Here is a 19977-nt window from a genome sequence, read left to right on the forward strand (position 1 = left end):
AGCCATAGCTACACCAAAAGTCCTTCTCTAACCACCTCCTGTAATATGTATCAGCATAATACAGCATTATTTATCTCCATAGTATTTAATCATTTCCACGGGAGCTAAATTTATACTGTCACACTTTTGCCAGAGATACTTGAACCAGCATTCCCCTGTCCTCTCTGGATGCCCTGAAAACCACTCCGTCCTTCAGTAGTATGGCTTGTCCGGCAGGAACAGAATTTCCACTGGGGGAAAGCATTCCGTTTACATTCTGGTTTACCAGCAGCCATTGTCCGTTATGCTTGCATACGTATGCCTGCATTGTCCGATCTGCCTTTTCGTCCGCAAACACATTGCTAAAAATATGCCATTTAAAAAGAGGCGTATTATGATGAACAACCAGCTCATTTACATTCAGCCATTGCCCCGGGCACCCCCTTGACTCCGACTTTAGCTTAAACCGAAGTATTTCGGAGTTTCTTACAGTTGTTTTGCAAAAGGGGCAAACAGGCTTTTTTTCATCATACAGCACAAACCACTTCTGCTCGCAGTAGGGGTTCGGGCAGGCATAAAGCAAATCCCATGTCTGCACAAGGCCCCTTTCCCACTCCATCGCCGTCGGCCTTAAGTCAGGGCAATGCAGCCCGTCGACAAATGCTCTGATGAAAAGCCTTTCAAGTATCGGCCCAAGGTCCTTAATTGTAGGGCTAAGCCCCTTAGGCCTATTGGATTGATCTCTGGGGTTCTCTATAAATGTTGCCTTTTCTCCTAACGCCAGAAAATCGTCCTGCTCAGCAGATTGTGCCGAATATATTTTAGGTCCAAGCAGCGGATGCCTGAAAAACAAGTACTCATAAATGAGTACAGGCAGTGCATGTAAATCAGTATACGTGCTCGGAAGCTTTTTGTCTGAATTATTATAGCTTAATTCCATTGTTTTTAAAACTTCAGGCGCAATATACCCTCTGGTGCCCACAACCTCCGGCGGAAACAGTCCCGGCACAACAAGAGAATCTATATCGATTACAACGCACCTGCCGCTTTTAGGGTCTATAAGCACATTGTTGCTGGACAGGTCGGAATGAGCCAGACCCGCCTGATGCATACGGCGTATAGACCTTGCAAGCAGTATTGACATTTTCATCATCATTTGAAAATTCCCAAGCTCGGACTTATCCAGATACCTTCTGTTGCGGGAGGTAAACCAATTGCTTTTTTTATCCTTGCCCTCCAGATTCAACTGTGAGGATGACTTGGGGTTGAAAAAGAAATTGGACGGATACGCAGGGCACACAATTCCAAGCTCCGGCGACTCCACAATAGCAGACGGCCAACAGAAGCTCTGAGAAAAATAGTCGGCCAATTTTTGATCGTTTCCCCTTGCCCCTCCTTGATCTTCGGGAAGCGTGGGGTTATACCTGCCTGTTATTGCCTCAAGTCTTGCACGGGTATTGGCATCGAGTCCGACATTAGGATTATTGAAGAACTGGACGACATACGATTTATCAGGAGCAAAATATGTATATTTCATACCCCCTCTCGGAGGGTTATCCTTTATAACATACGGAATTTTTCTTCCGTCAGTCAATGTAGCTTGTGCGTTAGCTGCCACAATATTCACCACCTGTCATACATGAAAGATTACCAGTGTCCTGTCATCGAAGGAACCCCTCTCAACATAATTATCGAGCCATACCTTCAATGCCTCTCCCTTATCCCCTGCTTCACTTAAATGAAAATCTCCCGCCCTCTCTAAAGCAGCCCTTATAATATCCTTATTATCCCATGCTTCCTCAAGACTCAGCTCGGCAGCCTTCATAATTTTGTCGGTATAATGGAGGGGAATTCTAACAGACGGGTTGTTAACCCACGGGTATGCAGTGGGCTGTGGAATTTTATCAGCCATTTTGACATCAACGGCGTCTGAATCCTCATGCTGTTTTGTTTCCCCGCCCGCAATTTTGTTAAACAGCAAATCCATATAAAGCCTCAATATCTGAGGATCGTTAGGGTAGTAGTCATCAGCCACCCCGTCACTCATGACTATAAGACATGTAATTGGACTGCGTGCAATTTTGGTTCTTCTCATAAGAGTTTCAATCTTCTTCATTTGAGGAGAGGTAAGAAAATCGGTTTCTCCCGCAAAGCTGCCTCCATCAGGCTCCCCCAACAATTTAAGGGCCTTGCCGTATGGCAGCTCGGGATTAACCGACGCAAGCATTCCGTCCCCTATCTGACATGAAATAATAAGATACTCCCTTTTGCCGTCAATAACAGTCGGGATAGCAGCAGCCACCAGCATTGTAGCAGAAAAATCCTTAAAGGTAAGCTCTCTGTTTAAAGGCCTGCTGAACTCAAGATTTGTCCTTCTTGCTTCAAAAGCCTTTTCGACAGCGTCGTATGCTTCTAAAACTCCCCTCTGCACAATAGATGCAAGCTCGCCGCACGCCTCTGAAAAGCCCTTATCGCCAAAAGGCAGCTCAATACCTTTAATTGCCTGCGAGGGATGCGCCTTAAGCTCCGAAAATTTATCCTTCATATACCGGATTGCAGCCTTGCAGGATTCACGGGCACCTATGCGGGAATACTTTTTTGAGCCCGCGCCGTCGGAAACAGCTATAAGCACCCAGTCATCCACGCTTTCAAATTCAAACCAATCATCACAATTTGTGCCCTCATGCTTATGCTTTTTCCCCCGTACACGGGCGCCTATCAGAGCCCCCTGCTCCAGCTGCACAGCTCTTGAATCATATTCGTCATGACATTCGGGCTCTTCATCAGGCACAGGAAGGTATTTCCACAACGCCGCCGTATGAGCGGTAACCTCTTCGTTGGTCAGGGGAACCACGGGAACTGCTTCATTAACGGGGTTAACAGCAGCTTCAGGTGCATCCGGATTGCTGCCGGAAGCAGGCATTTCGGGATTTTCCTCGGCCTCTTCACTCTCCGGCGAATCCGCAGGCTGAACATTGACGCTTTGACTTTGGAAATCCTCTTGCTTTTCAGGCGGTGTACTGTTTTTCTTTTCATCTGTATCCATTACAGTAACTCCATTTCTTCTCTAAGAAACGTACTTTCTAAGGAATACCGAAAATATATTTTCGTTATTCCTTAGATGTTAGTGTTAAAGACTTTTATTTTTTTTTGAGGCACAATAATCAAAACATTCCAGACTGCTGCTTTTTATTACAGCCGGCAGCACATCTGGAATGCAAAATATTACGGAACAATAACAAATCCCTGAGGAGGAGGTGGCAGCTCAATAGCCCCTCCCGGCTTGGCGTCTAAGCTCTTTGAAGACATTTTGATAGACCCTGATACCCACGCAAAGAACTGTGCCAAATCTCCCGCCGAAACGGTATTCATCACAACAACAGATTCGGTAATCTGCTTAAGCACTCTGGTATCCGCGTTTGCGCCGGCGGCACAGGCAATAATATTTGCAGGCTTTGACTCCTTAAGCTCTCTTGCCGGCTCCTGCCAGTTGTCGGTAGGCTCACCGTCGGTAAGCAGGAATACAAGCGGCCTCCAATCTCCCTTCTGTGACTCTGTGGACTTGCGAACCTCTTTCTTTATACATTCCGACAGCAATTTAAGTGCTCCGCCCAATGCGGTAGCTCCTCCGGCATTCAGTTCAGGCTCTTTAAACTGCATAAGCTCCGTAAGAGGTATAACCTGTCTCGCAGTGCTGTCAAAGGTAATTACGGACAAATATGCCGTCTCTAAAGCCTGAGGATCACCTCTCAAATCCGAAAGTAATGCCTTAACACCCTGTTTTACAGCTTCTATAGGCTCTCCCGACATTGAGCCCGAACAGTCCAATAGAAGGTAAACAGGCAATCTTCGTCCAAAATCAGCCATAATATGTTCATACTCCTTTTCATACTTCTAAAATGCTATTGTATTATATAAAACATTATTACTTGCCCCAACAAAACCCAAAAGCTGCACGACCAATCCGGGAAATACCGACTGTTTCAGGCAGCTTTACATTTTATGTATGTTAAAACAACAACAATATTAACCCTCCGGCCCAGCCAAATACAGCTTTTGTCTTAACCGCAGTACCATCATTTCGGTAATTTTAATATAAATATTATCAATATTCTACTTTATAGTATATTATTTGTCAATGAGTATCCCTTAAATTAACCTTTATTTAAAGGTTATACTCAATATCTTTAATATTAAGAAAAAAAGCAGGCGCAGACATTCCGTCTTGAAATAATTTGCATGGTATTTGATCTTTTAATTAGCCATTTTCCTGCAGTAATCCGCCGCAAAAATATTCTTTAGCGAAAACATTCTTATGCCCCCTCTTAAATGGCAGTACGCCATAACCCTGTCCCCCGAGACGGCCTTTACCTCTATATTTCTTTTTGTTATCTTCCCGTCCTTATAATATATAATTGTCACAACCCAGCCGCGCGTTAAGGAGTCGCGTAAAATTTTATCAATCATATAAATCACCCTTAATAAAATTTTAGCACAACCGGCGGGAAAAATCAAACACACGTTCTATGAAATGCATAAAAAAGTGGAAATGAATTTTCCGTCGGCTTTTACTTTTGTGCCGGTATGCAATAATGTATAAAAACCGCGCAAACACAAAGCAAAATCCCCGAAAGCCCGAAAACCGTCTGCATATTTCCTATGGTAAACCCGAGAATTGATACGGTGTGCCCTTCAAGCCTTCCCACAATGAACGACCCCACAAACGCTGTGATAAACCCGAATATGCCTCCCAGCGCGGCATTGAAGCCTATGTATACAGTCCTTCCCTTTTCAGGCGCGAAACTAAACTGTATATTGAAGATTGATATGTTGATTCCCGCCCAGGCAGCTCCCGAAATGATATGAAGCACCGGCACAAGAAGGTAAACGGTGTCAATATTCACAAAAAACCACAGGCTATGGGCTACCGCCAAAAGCCCGATAGACATCTTGGTTGTAAAGGCCCATGATTTTTTATCAGCAAGCCTGCCCCAAACTCTTACCATTAACACGCTGGCTGCCGAGGAAAGCATTGTGTATATCATAATATAGGTATATTGCAGCTTAAGCCCTGTCACCAGGTATACCCCAAAAAAAGGCCCTCCTATTTGCAGACCTATATTCCACAGTATACTCAATATTACAACCTTTCTGAACCTGCGATCCTTCAAAGGCTCCGTCAATACGCGTTTTATATCCTGCGGCACATCATTGGCAACCACCGGGGGCTCCTTTATGGAGGATAAAAGAAAGAAGTTTACCAGTGCGAGAACGGTTACCACAGTAAAAACACAAGCAAAGCCCATGTATGGATTGCCCCCGTGCTTAAATATATCCAGCACCTTTCCCATTACCAGAGTAACGACGGCAACAAACGCCAGTGAATAGGAATCCTTTCTTCCGAAATACTTTCCTCTTATGCGGGAGGGCGTAAGGCTTATAATCCAGTTGCTTGCGGCCGGAGTAATAAACGACGACATCAGGTATGCAGACAAATACATTGCAATAAGCAAGACAATTCTCGCAAGCCTGTCTTGAACAATAAGCGGAATAAACACCATAGCACCCAGCATCAATCTGAAAGCAAGGCAAAGAGCAGATACGACAAACTTCCTTTTAGCCATTTTTTCAAACAGAATGGGGGAAAGAAGCTGAATTACTCCCGCAAGAGTGGGGATTGCCGCTATTATGCCGTTAAGCTGATCGCTTGCGCCAAGGTACTGGGCATAACCCGCCAAAAAAGCTCCGCTTGTCAGTGAGAGAATGGCGGCGGCTGAACAGCCCTCAAAGATAAAAAGACCTCTGCTTGTGTAATAGTCCTTTTTGGACAATCGGGATTCTCTAAAATATGTCCTTCTAAAAATATTCCTAACACCCATAAAATTGACCCCATAAATTTTATATCATATATACATGATATACTGTGATAATCCCTGTCTTTTATTATTCTATTACACCGGAACTATAAATTATATATGCATATTTAGCAAAGTTTTTTAGAGTTTATTGTGAAAAATAACTCGAAAAATGTAAATTATTCTTAAAACAAGCTCCATGGAAATATATTGGGAGGAGTGCATTTAAGCTCCAAAGGCTGTTTGAGGGTGGGGTGCAAAAGCTCAATTGCCAATGACCACAACGCAATTTGTTGTCCTGCCTTATTTAAGCCCCTTCCATATTTCTGGTCTCCAAACAGAGCATGACCTTCTTGAGAGAACTGAACCCTGATTTGATGGGAGCGGCCGGTATGCAGGTCTATCTTTACAAGGCTTACGCCATCCCTTGAGCCTAAAACATAATAATCCAGAACCGCCTCTTTAGCGCCTTCTGTCTCAGCAGAAACCACCCTTACCGTATTTTCCGCTTCATCCTTCTTAAGCCAGTGGCGCAGCGTTCCTGTGCCGGAGGAAAACGAGCCGTGTACAACCGCCATATAGGTCTTTTTAAACTCCCGGCGCCGTATCTGCTCCGACAGGCGGGATGCAGCCTTAGAGGTTCTTGCAAACACCATGACCCCTCCTACCGGCCTGTCCAGTCTGTGTACCAGCCCCAGATATACATCTCCGGGCTTGCCGTACTTCACCCGTATGTACTCCTTAAGCAGGGAAAGCATGTCGGCATCGCCTGTGCTGTCGCTCTGAGAAAGCACATTTACAGGCTTCTCCACTGCCAGAAGGTGGTTATCCTCGTATAATATTCTGATTTCAGGAGTTTTACCTGCCATTTTGCCTCTACGCCTCCCATCTTCCGGAAGCGCCGCATGGAAGCACAAGTCCGCCGGAAGCCACAGGAAGCCCAACCTCATCGCTTTCTATACGTCCCCCGAACCTTCGGGCGACAGTAAGCTTAAGGACATTGCTCAATACTGTAGGCGCAAGACCTGTGGTATAGGAGTTTATGAGAAAGAAAAGAGGCTTTGCGCACAGCACTCCGGCACACAGCTCAACCAGCCTGTAAAGCTCGTCCTCAATTTTCCACAATTCTCCCCCCGGCCCTCTTCCATATGACGGAGGATCCATGATTACAGCTTCATAGCAGTTCCCCCTTCTTTTTTCCCTCTCAACAAACTTGACAGCATCATCGGTAATGTACCTGACAGGCCTTTCACCAAGGCCAGACAGCAGCAAATTCTCCTTTGCCTTAGATACCATTCCCTTAGAGGCGTCAACGTGGCAAACCTCTGCTCCGGCATAGGCTGCCGCGGCAGTCGCCCCCCCCGTATAGGCAAACAGATTCAAAACCCTTACCTTTTCCCCTGAGGAGCGTATCTTTTCCATCATCCATTTCCAGTTGGCCGCCTGCTCCGGGAACAGTCCGGTATGCTTAAAGCCGGTAGGCTCTACGTAAAACTTAAGCCCGCCATAGGATATATTCCAGCGCCGGGGCAGCCTTGTCCTGTATTCCCAGTGCCCTCCCCCGCTGCTGCTTCTTAGGTAGCGGGCGTCGGCCTTTCTCCACCTGTCACCCTCAATGTCGGCAGCAGGCCATATCACCTGAGGGTCCGGCCTCCTTAGCACGTAGGTTCCCCATCTCTCAAGCTTTTCTCCTTCTCCCGTATCTATAAGCTCATAGTCCTTCCAATCATCCGCAAGCAACATTTAATCGGCAAACCTCCTTAAGGTATTATATTAAAATACTGCATCCCCAAGCACCTCACACAAGACAAAGCTTTCAATGTTTTTCGCCTATTTTCATAAGTCTTTTATTTCTGAAGTACAGGGCGGCATCGGCCGAAACCATTAATACATTCAGTATATACAGAAATATTACCATGTCAAAGCTATAAAGCAGCTTATGTATTATCCCCGAAACATATCCCGTTATAACTACAAAAAGAAAAATTATGCTTTTTCCGCTGTTGACTCTGGACTTATAGGATTTATAGATCGAAATAGGCCATGCAGCCCCAAAGCAAACAAGCATCCCAGCCTCAAATACACTCATTTTTTGCCCCCTGATGTATAGTCATAGATAGTAATTATATACTACTTCAAGCTTTCCTTCAACCGGCTTATCCTGTCTCTTAGCTCAGCAGCCCTCTCAAACTGCAAATCCCCGGCTGCTGTCTTCATCTCCTCCATAAGCCTGTCAATAAGCTCGGCTATTTCGCCCGCGTTTTTAGACGCTGCTCTGCCGCCCACCGAATATTCGGCAATGTCCTCGGCTACCTTTGTTGCCTCAATTGTATCCCTTACCCCCTTCTGTATGCTTTTAGGGATAATGCCGTTTTCAAGATTATAATCCACCTGTATTTTTCTTCTCCTGTTTGTTTCACTGATGGCCTTCTCCATGGAATGGGTAACCGAATCGGCATACATTATTACCCTTCCTTCGGAATTTCGCGCCGCTCTCCCCACCGTCTGTATAAGGGATGTCTCGGATCGCAGAAAGCCCTCTTTATCAGCATCCAGAATGGCTACAAGCGAGACCTCAGGTATGTCCAGCCCCTCTCTCAAAAGATTTATCCCCACAAGCACATCGAATACTCCCAGGCGAAGGTTTCTTATAATCTCAACCCTCTCAAGGGTTTTAACATCCGAGTGCAGGTACTCAACCTTGAAATCCAGCTCCTTGAGATAATCTGTCAAGTCCTCGGCCATTTTTTTAGTGAGTGTTGTAACCAGTATCCGTTCATTCCTTCCGATAGTTTCGCTTATTTCTCCTATAAGATCATCAATCTGTCCCTTTACCGGCCTGACTATTATGTCGGGGTCTACAAGACCTGTAGGCCTTATTATCTGCTCTACTATCTGCTGTGAATGATTTCTTTCGTACTGCGCCGGGGTGGCGCTTACAAAAACCACCTGATTGACCCTTTCCTCAAATTCCTCAAATTTAAGCGGCCTGTTGTCAAACGCCGACGGCAGCCTGAAGCCGAATTCTATAAGAGACTGCTTTCTGGATCTGTCGCCGTTGTACATTGCCCCTATCTGCGGAACCGATACATGGGATTCGTCTATTATAAGGAGGTAATCGTCAGGAAAATAATCCAAAAGAGTATAAGGAGCGCTCCCCGGATCTCTGCCGCTTATATGGCGCGAATAATTTTCTATACCCTGGCAGAAGCCTATTTCCTCCATCATTTCAATGTCATACCTTACTCTCTGCTCAAGCCTCTGGGCTTCTAAAAGCTTGCCTCCCATTTTAAGCTCCTCAAGCCTGTATTCAAGCTCCTCCTCAATTGTGCCGATTGCCCTCTCCATCTTTTTTCTGGTGGTGGCATAGTGGGAAGCCGGAAATACCGCTATATGAGCTCTTGTTCCCAGAATTTCTCCCGTGAGTGAATCAACCTCCGTTATTTTTTCGACCTCATCTCCAAAAAATTCAACCCGGAGTACCTTCTCCGAGGAATACGCCGGGAATATTTCCAGCACATCTCCCCTTGCTCTGAACTTCCCCCTTTTAAAGTCTATCTCATTCCTCTCATATTGTATTTCAACCAGCTTCTTGATTATATCATCCCTGTCCTTTTGCATTCCCGGCCTTAAGGAAAGCATGAGCTCGGTATAATCGTCGGGGTCTCCCAGTCCGTATATGCATGAAACACTGGCTACAATTATAACATCCCTTCTTTCAAACAATGCGGCGGTTGCGGAATGCCTCAGCTTATCTATCTCGTCATTTATGGAAGAATCCTTTTCTATGTATGTGTCTGTTGCCGGAATATATGCCTCCGGCTGATAATAATCATAATAGCTCACAAAATACTCAACCGAGTTATTTGGAAAAAACTCCTTAAACTCGCTATACAACTGCGCTGCCAGAGTTTTATTATGTGCAATTACCAGAGTGGGCTTTTGCACCTCACAAATAACGTTAGCCATAGTAAAGGTCTTTCCTGAGCCCGTAACTCCAAGCAGGGTCTGACCCCTGAACCCCCTGTTCAGTCCCTCAGCCAGACGGCTTATTGCCTTAGGCTGGTCTCCGCAGGGCATGTAGTCTGAAACAACTTTAAAATCCGGCATAGTAAATCTCCTAAATAAAATTTATATACAGAATTATTATACCATAATCAAAAAAATATTCAAACGTATGTTTGCAGCTAAAAATATAAAAACAATTTGACAACCGCAGCCTTAAATCATTATACTGTTAGTCATAATCAAACTACGCGTTTTATCCGCTGAAAAGATTGTACTTTAAATTTTAAGGAGATTTGACTATGCAACACAAAAGAATACAAATACTTGAAAATGAATCTGTGTACAAGGCAATGCTTAAGCTTTCCCTGCCTATGGTGCTGGGTATGCTTGTGCAAATTTTATATAACCTTACAGACACATTTTTTGTAGGCAAGCTCAATGATCACAACCAGATAGCAGCCGTTTCTCTTACTATGCCTCTTTTTATGCTTCTTATGGCATTAGGCAGCATACTGGGCACCGGAGGAGCCTCCTACCTTTCCAGAACCATAGGGGAAAAGGACTATAAGTCTGCTGGAAAAGCAGTTGCAATAGCCTTTTATTCATGTATTTTTCTTGGAATAGCCATAACCATTCCAAGCCTGATTTTTCTCAAGCCTATAGTGGGCCTTCTTGGAACAAGCCCCGATACCTTTCAGTATTCCTATGATTACTCTTTTATCCTTATCTGCTCGGGTGTAATCATACTCAGCAACTTTGCCATAAGCCAGCTTCTCAGGGCGGAGGGGGCTGCCATGGAGTCTATGATGGGAATGTTTATAGGTACCGCCGTCAATATAATACTGGATCCTGTGTTTATTTTTCTCTTCAAGATGGGTGTAACAGGCGCCGCAGTTGCAACCGTTGTGGGGAATATTGCAAGCCTGACATATTACATCCTGTGCTACCGAGGCAATAAAAGCATGATGTCCCTTTCATTAAGTAAGTTTTCGTTTGACGGCAAAATTTATTTGCAGATATTAATTATAGGTATTCCGGCTTCCTTAAACCAAATGCTTATGGGTGTGGCAAACATAGTAAGCAATAATATTGCGGTATCCTACGGCGATATTGCCGTCGCATCCATGGGTGTGGCCCAGAGGGTTATACTTATGCCGATATTTATTATTTTAGGTCTGGCAATAGGCTGTCAGCCATTGATAGGCTACAGCTACGGAGCTGGAAATTATAAAAGGCTGAAGGAAACGGTATATAAGGCTATTCTGGTAGGCACTGTTATAGGAGTATTTTTTACCGTGGTGTATATGCTGTTTTCAAGACAGTTCATTTTACTGTTCATCAAGCAAGATGAAGTTGTTGAAACAGGAGTTATTATTATGCGGGCACTGACCTTTTCGCTTCCGTTTCTTGCGGTACAGATGGTAATCACAAGTGCCATGCAGGCAATGGGAAAGGCCCTTCCCTCTCTTATATTGTCGATATCCAGGCAAGGACTTCTTTATATGCCCGCACTGCTGATTCTCAACGCACTCTTTGGTTTTAACGGGTTTATATACAGTCAGGCACTGACGGATATTCTGGTAATGTTTATATGCCTTGCAATGTTTATCAGGTCGGTATCCTCCCTAAAGCCGGAGCCCGCAGCAGATCTGCAAAACGGCAATATGGAGGTGTGAGTGCTTTGATTGGCTTAGGAGTGCCTTATTCTCCCCCCTGTCCTCAAGGCGACTCTATACATTATGAATGAGGCAAGTATCGCTGAATTGACTATAAAGGCTGCCTGAGGGGAGTAACGCAGCATAACCCAGTAGCTGACGGCAATTCCAAGCAGCTTGCCCCCATTGCTCAGAAGTTCATTTGCTGCCGCGGCCCTTCCTATAAAGCTTTTTTGGGAAGAGAGCTGAAGCTGTGCCGAAAGTGCTATGACGCACACCGCGGTGACAGTTCCCTCTACAAGCTGAAGGAGAAGCACAACGGCCATGCTCCCCGTAGCTCCGTAGCAAAACCAAACCATTGATATAATAAAAAGAAAAATGTACACAAATTTGTATATCGAGTGCTGCATTCTTTTATTAAGCAAAACGGCTATGAGCATTCCCGTAAGGCTTGTTCCATAGAAGACAGAAATCATGAGCCCCCATCCTTTGGGAGTTACCTTAAGAACGTCAAAGGCAAAGGGGTAGAATGCGGTATTTACCGAGGCAATTCCAAAGCTCATAACCGTGCAGGTTACTATTATTTTTTTAATAGAGGCGGAGGAATTTAAATATGTAAAGCCCCTGAATATCCCCTCGGCAATACCTTCTGTTTTTACCCTTCCATGTGGAGAAGCATTTGCTTTTATTGAGCTTTTCTTTATCAGCATTGTCATAAACGCACAGAATATAAAGGATGCTGCGTTTATAATAAAGGCGGCTTCTGTTCCCGTTGCCTCCACCAGATACCCCGCGGCAACCGGGCCCACCAGATATGAAATCCCCCCAACTCCGCTGAGCAATGAGTTGCCAAGCATGATATCCCTTCTGTCCAGCATTCCCACAATCAGCCTTTTTGAGGGGGGATTATATAGCACATTCAGTATTGACAGCAATAAAAGAACGGTATATATCACAAAAACACTTGCTCTGAAAATAAAAAATATGGCAACTGCCGCTCTTAATAAATCCAATAATATAAGCATACCCTTAGGATTAAACCGATCCCCTAAGCTTCCGGCTACAGGGGATAAAAGTATGGCAGGTATCGGGGCGCAAATTACTCCGAATGCGGCAGACATTCCCGAGCCTGTCATAGTAAACAGGAGCGAGGTCACCGCTATTAACTGAAAGGCATCTCCAAGGCTTGATGCCCCCTGCCCCGCAAGGAACAGCAAAAACGGCCTGTTGCCCTTCAATATTTTTAAATACGAGTCTTTTTGCGGCATAGATAATCTCCGAAAAGAGTTTCATATACCACAAATAATATTAGCTAGAAGACAATTTTATACCTTCACGGCGCTTTAATATTCCTCTCTATAATGTATGGCATTGGCTTGTAGTAGCTTATCCCAAGATTTCTTGTTGTTTCGGCTCCGTCGTCCGCCACTATCGTAACCCATGACTTAACCGTTGCTCCATCCATTCCTTCTGAAACCACCTTTTCCGTACCCTCATCAAGCTCAGAATTTGTTCGGTATATTTTGGGTGCCTTTTGTACATTCAGGGTTTGATGGTGCCATTTTACAAGAGGTGCCTCTTTTTGCCCGTAAAATGCTATATACAGTATATTATCTATCCCTTGGGCCCATATTAGCAGCGGCCCCGGGGTGTTGTTCCTGAATTTGAAATCCCTGCTCCCGTATGACACCGTTGCGTCCTGTCCATAGGGTACATACGGCACAGGCATACTGTGGCAGTATCTTTCAACAACCTCAAGATTGCTTAAGATAGTTACATTGTAAAGGGTGGAGGCGATTTTGCATACGCCTCCGCCTATTGTTGTGGTAAGCCGGGAGCCTATATATGTGGGCCCCTTTTGGAAGCCTCTCGATTCTATATACGGTCCTATGGCCCCGTTCTGGGAAAATCTCTCCCCCGGCTTTATAACTCTTCCCGCCAGCATTCCGGCAGCTAAATGCACATTCTCCTCCTCCCCCGGAAGAGGGTCACGAAGCACCGTCCTGTATGCTGCCAGCATTATGGTGGTGTTATTGTCCTCACAGGCCTTAACAAACTGTATGTCATCCTCCCATGGAACTCTCCTCACCGCGCCGGACTTGGCCGGAGGCTCCTCATCGCCATAAAGCTCAAGCTCTTCATCGGCGGCACGTATACCCATAAAATCCCCGCCGGCCTTTTTGTCTTCGAGAGCCGATTCGGCATATACGCTTTGTAAGGAAGCCATAAAAACAAGGCCTGCAACCACTAAGCAAACTATCTTTTTAAAATTAAGCATTTTTCTCCACCAATCCGTTGTGACTTAAACAGCATCTTCATTGAAGTAAAATAAAAATACTCACAGCTTATTATCTGTATTTTAAAATAAATTACACAAAATAATATTTTACAGTAATAAAATTCTTACAAAAACATATTTTGTCAATATGGACATTCGGCTCTAAGGATACTTGTTTATGAAAAAAGCTTCGGGGGGGAAAAACAAAATGGTAATTTTGCTGGCACTCGCAGGCATGGTATGCTGGGGTATAGCCCCTATTTTTGCCAAAATAGGCTTAAGCAACGCAACCCCTCTTGCAGGGCTCGCCTTAAGAACAATGTTTGCCGCAGGGCTTATTATAGGCTGGGTAATCATAGACGGAACCATGTCCTCCATAAAGGCCATACCCTTTAACTCATGGATTCTTATAGCCATTGAGGCCATACTTGCCACGTTGGTGGGAGATCTTGCCTACTATGCCGCCATAAAAAAAGGAGAGGTATCTCTCGTTACAATCATTATGTCGAGCTCTCCCCTTGTCACAATAATCTGCTCGGTGCTGTTCATGGGCGAGCACATCACTCTTGAAAGAATTATAGGCGCGGCACTCATTATACTGGGAATAATATGCATAGTATAAGCCATATAAATAAATCTTTAATATAGTCCTGTACTGCTTCCAGAGGAAAATCACCTATTTTGTCGAATATATAGGTTATTGATTTTTCTTTTTGGGAGGATATGCGGGTGGCGGATTTTAGAGATGTTTTCTTTTATTTTGTATTTTATGCGCTTGTAGGCTGGTGTATTGAAACAATATATGTGTCGATTCTGGAGAAAAGGTTTGTAAACAGGGGCTTTTTAAACGGACCCTTCTGCCCTGTATACGGTTTCGGATTTCTGATTGTGATAGCTATGCTTACCCCCATAAAGCAAAATCTCCCTGTGCTTTTCATAGGGAGCATAGTGCTTACCTCAGCCCTTGAGTATCTCACCGGCTTTGCTCTGGAAAAGATCTTTAACCACACATGGTGGGACTACAGCCATAAGGCTTTCAACCTAAAAGGAAGGATATGCCTCTCCAATTCATTGATATGGGGAATTCTGTCTGTTGTTACTCTTCATTTTTTACACCCGCAGATTAAAAGGCTTATAGGCCTCATTGATCCAAGATACCACATTATAATAATAGCGTCTTTGTCGGCATACTTTGCGGCCGATGCGGCGTTTTCCGTGATATCGGTAGTGGGGCTGAATTTAAAGCTCAAGCAGCTTCATTACATTTCCTCAGATATTAAGGAGAGCTTAAAGCGTCTTAAGGAATCAACCTCCGAGAAAACCGCCGAGCTTGAGGCTGCCGTGCTTGAGCTTAAAAGCAGGTATGAGGAGCTGTTGGACAGAAGAAACATTTCACATTCAAGGCTTATAAATGCATTCCCCAGCCTTAAGTCCAGAAGGTTTGGAAGTATGCTGGAGGAAATAAAGGACTCGCTTGCTTCAAAGAGAGAAAAGCTCCGGCACAGCATCAAAAGCAGGATTGGGCGTTAAGGCCGCCCCTATCGCCAGAACCTCTCAAGCCTCATACTCATCATGTCAGGCCCGTCCACCCTCACCACCGGGTCCCAGTGGGGCGGCATCAGCTCCCTGTAAGTGGAGCGCGTGAACCTTTCATCAATGAGAAGAACAGCCCCCCTGTCATTTTCCGTCCGTATAACCCTTCCCGCCGCCTGCATTACCTTATTCATTCCGGGGTACACATAGGCATAATCAAAGCCCGGCTCACCGTTTTGCTCAAAGTAGCCGCGTATAATTTCTCTCTCCAGACACACCTGCGGCAAGCCTACACCCACAACGACAACACCGGACAGCCTTTCCCCCACAAGGTCTATGCCCTCTCCGAACACTCCTCCCATGACGGCAAAGCCTACCAGTGTCTGTCCGGGACTCTCGTCAAATTGAGAAAGAAATTCTTCCCTGTCCTCCTCCATCATGCCGGGGCTCTGGCATATTATTTTTATATCTGCTCCAATACTTGAAAACCGTGCATGTATCTCAAGCATATATTTATAAGACGGAAAAAACACAATATAATTGCCTGTGCGGCTCCCTGCAACGGCAGATATGGCGTTTACAATTCTGTCATACGTGTATTCCCTCGCACTATACCTTGTGGCAGTCTTATAATCCACCATAAGGCAGAGATTTTCCTTCGGAAAGGGTGATGAAAGAGCAATTTTTGAAACGCCTATATTATCCCTTGCAGTCATTTCAGGATCTCCTCCTAAAATGCGTGTAAAGTACCTCAAGGGTATAAGAGTTGCTGAAAACAGTATTGACGCCTTTCCTCTTTTCATCGCCTCATATAAGAGATATGAGGGATCAATGCAGAACAGCCTTATGCTGAAATCATTCCCCTGCTTGTGGCAATAGGTGACATACCTTTCATCATAGATCTCAGAGGTCTTAAGAAAGTCGATCACACTGAAATAAACCTCAAGAAGCTGTTCCCTGAATACAGACGCTTCATTTTCGGCAAGGAATTCGTCGGCATACCTTGCAAAGCTTCTAAGCACGGGGTAAAAATCCTTAAGCGGCTCGCTGCTCAAATATACCCCGTCATCTAAGCCTTCACATTCCTTCCTCTTTTTAATCATATAGCTGTTTATTTCATTGAGGCTTTTATACAGCTTCGTCCTTGACCTTCCCATGGACTTTTTCAGCTCGGTCACAGGGGCCTTAAGCAACTGCGCCGAAAACATTTCTCTTGCCCTGTCCACCAGATTGTGCGCCTCGTCTATAAGAAAGGCGTAGTCCCCTCCTCCGCTCATAAAATATCTTTTCAGGTACACCCTGGGGTCAAACACATAGTTATAATCGCATATAATGCCGTCAGCCCAGAGAGACAGATCCAGAGAGAATTCAAAGGGACATACCTCATGCCTTTGGGCATATTCCTCAATTAAATCCCTTGTAAAGGTGTTCCGGGTGTAAATGTCCCCGATGGCTTTATTCAGACGGTCGTAATAGCCCCTTGCATACCGGCATTCCTCGCCGGTGCATTTAGCCCCCGGATTAAAGCACACCTTCTCCTTGGCTGTAATTACAATGGATTTGATTTTAAGACCCGATTGCCTCATGCTGTCAAGAGCCTTTTGCGCCACCGCACGGGTTGTAGTCTTTGCGGTGAGATAAAATATTTTGGATACATGCCCCTCTCCCAGAGCCTTTAATGCCGGAAACAATGAAGCCATTGTCTTTCCCGTCCCCGTAGGCGCCTGTGCAAAAAGCCTGCCCCCTCCTTTTATGGCTCTGTATACCGCTGCGGCCAGCTCCCTCTGCCCCTTTCTGTACGACGGAAACGGAAAGCCCATCTCCTTTATGGAGGCATCCCTGCATATGCTCCAATCCCTTACATTTTTCATCCAGTCAATATATCTTCCTGCGATATCAAAAAAGAAGGTCTCCAGCTCCGCCCTGCAAAAGGCCTTCGGAAAGCTCCTTATTTCACCCGTGTCTATCTGAAAATATGTCACCTGTACCGTTACCGACTCCAATGAGCCGCAAACGGCAAACATATATGCATAGCATTTGACCTGAGCCCAATGCAAGTCGCTGTAATTGTCATTCACCTCTCCTATAGGCACCGAAACCGACTTTATTTCGTCTATTATAACCTCGCTGTCTCTTTTTATAACCCCGTCAATGCGCCCGTTTACCTCAAGGCGTATGCCGTCCCTTTCAACTGTATATGAAACAGCCACCTCAGGACGGCACTCCTCACCCCTTGCCTTAGAAACGGTCTGGTGCGCCCTTATGCCCTCAAGCATTCTTGAGCCGCTTACATATCCTCCCCCGAGATCCCCCGACCTTAATAAGCTTTCAACCAGCTCTCTCACTGAAACCTTAACAACATAAGTGTCCTGCATTTTAAAACCCCTTATCCTTTTTCACGCACACCGCTGCCGTATATTCAAACCGTCATTCCAGCTTAAGCCTGAGCTGGTTGTCCTGCTTGTCCTCATCCTTTAAGTAGCAGCCGACAGCCGGAATATTCTGTGTCCTGTAATAGTCGGCGTCGGTTAAGGCAGCCTCACCCAGAGGCTTGACCGCCGTCACAACGCTTCCCTTTTTGGACTTAAGCACCTGCACTCCCTGGGAATCCCTTGTAGACTTGGAATTTATACCGGCAGTATTGAACACCAGCACCTTATCTATGCTGCTGAACGCCGCAAGCTCCACATCCTCATCAATATACATCATGCTCACAAGCGGAGATATATCGGAATATGCATTGGCAAGCTTTTTCCGGTTTGTTTTTGTAGCATAGCTGCTCAAATCTATCTTTGCCATCTTTCCGTTTTCAAAGCAAAACAGAACATGCCCCTTGTAGTCGTCGGCAACCACTATGCTGATAACCCTTTCGCCCTGCTCCAGCCCAAGAAGATTGCTGAGGTATTCTCCAAGGCTGCTGGCCTTGCAGTCGTTTATTTCGTATATCTTAAGCTTGTAAACGGTGCATTTGTTTGAGAACAGGAGCAAGTCGGCCTTGTTGCGCGCTTCCACCTCCTGTGCTATGCTGTCGTCGTCCTTCAGCTTTTGCTCGGGACCTGATCTCAACGACACCAGAGGAATTTTCTTTAAATACCCCTGCTGTGTAAGAAACAGCTTAAGCCTGTAATCTTCTATCAAATGCTCGGTTGTTATTTCCTCTATATTCTCAACGCTTATTATCTCCGTTTTTCTGGGCTGCCCGTGCTTTGCCGAAACATCATTTAACTGCTTTATTATTATCCTCTTTATTTTCCTGTCGTCGCCATAGGTGTCCTTTAAGTCCTGAATTTCCTTTTGCAGGCTATCCACCTCACTGACACGGTTCAAAATATACTCCTTGTTAAGGTTTCTGAGCCTAATCTCCGCTATGTATTCCGCCTGCACCTGATCTATCCCAAACCCCTTCATAAGATTGGGGACAACATCTGCTTCCCTCTCGGTATCTCTTATTATTCTTATTGCCTTGTCAATATCGAGAAGAATTTTGCGCAGGCCGAGAAGAAGATGCAGCTTTTCGGACTTTTTATCAATGTCGAACAGAATCTGGTTCTTTATGCATTCCGTCCTGAATACCGACCACTCCTTAAGTATGGTTTTAATCCCCATAACCCTTGGAGTTCCGTTTACAAGTATGTTAAAGTTGCAGCTAAAGCTGTCCTGAAGCGGCGTAAGCTTAAACAGCTTATTCATAAGCGCTTCGGCGTCTGTATTTTTCTTTATGTCAATCGTTATTCTAAGCCCGCTGAGATCCGTCTCGTCCCTGACATCTGTAATATCCCTTATTTTACCGTCCTTAACCAGTGCTATTATTGCTTCAATAATGGCCTCGGTGGTAGTTGAATAGGGTATCTCATAAATTTCAATACAGTTGTTGGAACTGTCATATCTGTATCTTCCCCTTACCTTGAAGCCTCCCCTTCCGGTATTGTATATGTCCCTGATTTCCCTCTCATTGTATATAAGCTGCCCTCCCGACGACAGGTCAGGCGCCTTGATATGCTTTAATATATCGGCATTTTCATCCTTCAGGTACTCCACTGTGGCCTCACATACCTCCCTGAGATTGAAGCTGCAAATGTTGCTGGCCATTCCTACCGCTATTCCCTGATTGGAATTCACAAGGATATTGGGGAATGTAGTGGGCAAAAGCCTTGGTTCCTTCATTGTGCCGTCGTAATTATCTATAAACGGGACGGTATTTTTATCAAGATCCTTAAAGATTTCCTCACAAAGCTTATCGAGCTTAACCTCAGTATACCTGGCAGCCGCAAACTGCATATCCTTGGAATGCTGCTTTCCGAAATTGCCCTTGGAATCTATAAAGGGGTGCAGGAGCGCTCCGTTTCCCTTTGTAAGCCTTACCAGCGTCTCATAAATTGCCGAGTCGCCATGTGGGTTAAGCTTCATTGTCTGTCCCACAACATTGGCAGATTTGGTTTTTGCCCCCGTTAAAAGCCCCATTTTGTACATTGTATATAAAAGCTTTCTGTGAGACGGCTTAAAGCCGTCAATCTCAGGAATGGCTCTGGATACTATTACACTCATTGCATACGGCATATAATTCTGCTCCAGAGTGTCTACAATTTTTTGTTCTACGGTATTGTTATTTGCCATGTTTTCCCCCTTCCATACTATATAAGGCACTATATAGATCAGGCTGTCAACTATC

16 protein-coding genes are annotated in these 19977 nt (G+C 45.0%); 3 read left to right on the forward strand and 13 right to left on the reverse strand.

All coding sequences use genetic code 11. The features are described 5' to 3' along the window. Nucleotides 1–118: 118 nt before the first annotated feature. The 9 genes from DFR58_RS08130 to uvrB form a co-directional block, all read right to left on the reverse strand. On the reverse strand, nucleotides 119–1597 hold the full coding sequence (locus DFR58_RS08130) for a protein kinase domain-containing protein (RefSeq protein ID WP_207659157.1): 1479 nt from the start codon (nucleotides 1595–1597) through the stop codon (nucleotides 119–121). Nucleotides 1598–1612: 15 nt separating this feature from the next. Further along, nucleotides 1613–3025, reverse strand: a complete 1413-nt coding sequence (locus DFR58_RS08135; protein ID WP_114297314.1) for a PP2C family serine/threonine-protein phosphatase — start codon at nucleotides 3023–3025, stop codon at nucleotides 1613–1615. Nucleotides 3026–3204: 179 nt separating this feature from the next. Further along, nucleotides 3205–3846 carry a vWA domain-containing protein gene (locus DFR58_RS08140; RefSeq protein WP_114297315.1) on the reverse strand — a complete coding sequence of 214 codons (642 nt, stop codon included), beginning with the start codon at nucleotides 3844–3846 and terminating at the stop codon, nucleotides 3205–3207. Nucleotides 3847–4233: 387 nt separating this feature from the next. Next, a complete protein-coding gene (locus DFR58_RS08145; protein WP_114297316.1) occupies nucleotides 4234–4446 on the reverse strand; it encodes a hypothetical protein in 213 nt (70 codons plus the stop codon). Between the two features lie 101 nt (nucleotides 4447–4547). After that, entirely contained in the window at nucleotides 4548–5858 is a 1311-nt protein-coding gene (locus DFR58_RS08150) for an MFS transporter (RefSeq protein WP_114297317.1), read from the reverse strand. 161 nt (nucleotides 5859–6019) lie between these two features. Then, on the reverse strand, nucleotides 6020–6703 hold the full coding sequence (locus DFR58_RS08155) for an RluA family pseudouridine synthase (protein ID WP_114297318.1): 684 nt from the start codon (nucleotides 6701–6703) through the stop codon (nucleotides 6020–6022). A 7-nt stretch (nucleotides 6704–6710) separates the two neighbouring features. Then, nucleotides 6711–7577: a class I SAM-dependent methyltransferase gene (locus DFR58_RS08160; RefSeq protein WP_114297319.1), complete on the reverse strand. Its 867-nt coding sequence runs from the start codon at nucleotides 7575–7577 to the stop codon at nucleotides 6711–6713. A gap of 73 nt (nucleotides 7578–7650) precedes the next feature. Beyond that, on the reverse strand, nucleotides 7651–7923 hold the full coding sequence (locus tag DFR58_RS08165) for a hypothetical protein (RefSeq protein ID WP_114297320.1): 273 nt from the start codon (nucleotides 7921–7923) through the stop codon (nucleotides 7651–7653). A 41-nt stretch (nucleotides 7924–7964) separates the two neighbouring features. Next, the gene (uvrB, locus tag DFR58_RS08170) at nucleotides 7965–9944 is read right to left on the reverse strand and encodes an excinuclease ABC subunit UvrB (RefSeq protein WP_114297321.1); all 1980 of its coding nucleotides are present in this window, start codon (nucleotides 9942–9944) and stop codon (nucleotides 7965–7967) included. 197 nt (nucleotides 9945–10141) lie between these two features. On the opposite strand from uvrB, the gene DFR58_RS08175 reads away from it, so the two are divergent. After that, nucleotides 10142–11518 (forward strand): MATE family efflux transporter, encoded by a 1377-nt coding sequence (locus DFR58_RS08175; RefSeq protein WP_114297322.1) that lies wholly within the window; start codon nucleotides 10142–10144, stop codon nucleotides 11516–11518. Nucleotides 11519–11532: 14 nt separating this feature from the next. Here DFR58_RS08175 and DFR58_RS08180 read toward each other — a convergent pair whose 3' ends face one another. Together DFR58_RS08180 and DFR58_RS08185 are read right to left on the reverse strand one after the other, a co-directional pair. Continuing rightward, complete coding sequence (locus DFR58_RS08180) at nucleotides 11533–12765, reverse strand: MFS transporter (protein ID WP_114297323.1); 1233 nt, start codon at nucleotides 12763–12765, stop codon at nucleotides 11533–11535. Between the two features lie 65 nt (nucleotides 12766–12830). Next, the gene (locus DFR58_RS08185; protein WP_114297324.1) at nucleotides 12831–13775 is read right to left on the reverse strand and encodes a VanW family protein; all 945 of its coding nucleotides are present in this window, start codon (nucleotides 13773–13775) and stop codon (nucleotides 12831–12833) included. A gap of 208 nt (nucleotides 13776–13983) precedes the next feature. Here DFR58_RS08185 and DFR58_RS08190 point away from each other — a divergent pair, with 208 nt between their 5' ends. Both DFR58_RS08190 and DFR58_RS08195 read left to right on the forward strand, forming a co-directional pair. After that, the gene (locus DFR58_RS08190; protein ID WP_114297350.1) at nucleotides 13984–14397 is read left to right on the forward strand and encodes an EamA family transporter; all 414 of its coding nucleotides are present in this window, start codon (nucleotides 13984–13986) and stop codon (nucleotides 14395–14397) included. Between the two features lie 107 nt (nucleotides 14398–14504). Continuing rightward, nucleotides 14505–15305, forward strand: coding sequence for a putative ABC transporter permease (locus tag DFR58_RS08195; protein WP_170138082.1), 801 nt, complete (start codon nucleotides 14505–14507; stop codon nucleotides 15303–15305). 8 nt (nucleotides 15306–15313) lie between these two features. Here DFR58_RS08195 and DFR58_RS08200 read toward each other — a convergent pair whose 3' ends face one another. Together DFR58_RS08200 and DFR58_RS08205 are read right to left on the reverse strand one after the other, a co-directional pair. After that, a complete protein-coding gene (locus DFR58_RS08200; protein ID WP_114297326.1) occupies nucleotides 15314–17683 on the reverse strand; it encodes an ATP-dependent DNA helicase in 2370 nt (789 codons plus the stop codon). Between the two features lie 52 nt (nucleotides 17684–17735). Further along, nucleotides 17736–19922 (reverse strand): DNA gyrase/topoisomerase IV subunit A, encoded by a 2187-nt coding sequence (locus tag DFR58_RS08205; RefSeq protein WP_114297327.1) that lies wholly within the window; start codon nucleotides 19920–19922, stop codon nucleotides 17736–17738. Nucleotides 19923–19977 lie beyond the last annotated feature (55 nt).

The sequence above is a fragment of the Anaerobacterium chartisolvens genome (genome assembly GCF_003337415.1).
GTDB classification, from domain to species: Bacteria; Bacillota; Clostridia; order Acetivibrionales; family DSM-27016; genus Anaerobacterium; species Anaerobacterium chartisolvens.

Coding starts and splice junctions, on each gene's coding strand:
- DFR58_RS08135 (WP_114297314.1), bottom strand. CDS start 3,025: ATGGATACAGATGAAAAGAAAAACAGTACACCGCCTGAAAAGCAAGAG.
- DFR58_RS08155 (WP_114297318.1), bottom strand. CDS start 6,703: ATGGCAGGTAAAACTCCTGAAATCAGAATATTATACGAGGATAACCAC.
- DFR58_RS08160 (WP_114297319.1), bottom strand. CDS start 7,577: ATGTTGCTTGCGGATGATTGGAAGGACTATGAGCTTATAGATACGGGA.
- DFR58_RS08175 (WP_114297322.1), top strand. CDS start 10,142: ATGCAACACAAAAGAATACAAATACTTGAAAATGAATCTGTGTACAAG.
- DFR58_RS08185 (WP_114297324.1), bottom strand. CDS start 13,775: ATGCTTAATTTTAAAAAGATAGTTTGCTTAGTGGTTGCAGGCCTTGTT.
- DFR58_RS08190 (WP_114297350.1), top strand. CDS start 13,984: ATGGTAATTTTGCTGGCACTCGCAGGCATGGTATGCTGGGGTATAGCC.
- DFR58_RS08180 (WP_114297323.1), bottom strand. CDS start 12,765: ATGCCGCAAAAAGACTCGTATTTAAAAATATTGAAGGGCAACAGGCCG.
- uvrB (WP_114297321.1), bottom strand. CDS start 9,944: ATGCCGGATTTTAAAGTTGTTTCAGACTACATGCCCTGCGGAGACCAG.
- DFR58_RS08140 (WP_114297315.1), bottom strand. CDS start 3,846: ATGGCTGATTTTGGACGAAGATTGCCTGTTTACCTTCTATTGGACTGT.
- DFR58_RS08200 (WP_114297326.1), bottom strand. CDS start 17,683: ATGCAGGACACTTATGTTGTTAAGGTTTCAGTGAGAGAGCTGGTTGAA.
- DFR58_RS08150 (WP_114297317.1), bottom strand. CDS start 5,858: ATGGGTGTTAGGAATATTTTTAGAAGGACATATTTTAGAGAATCCCGA.
- DFR58_RS08205 (WP_114297327.1), bottom strand. CDS start 19,922: ATGGCAAATAACAATACCGTAGAACAAAAAATTGTAGACACTCTGGAG.
- DFR58_RS08165 (WP_114297320.1), bottom strand. CDS start 7,923: ATGAGTGTATTTGAGGCTGGGATGCTTGTTTGCTTTGGGGCTGCATGG.
- DFR58_RS08145 (WP_114297316.1), bottom strand. CDS start 4,446: ATGATTGATAAAATTTTACGCGACTCCTTAACGCGCGGCTGGGTTGTG.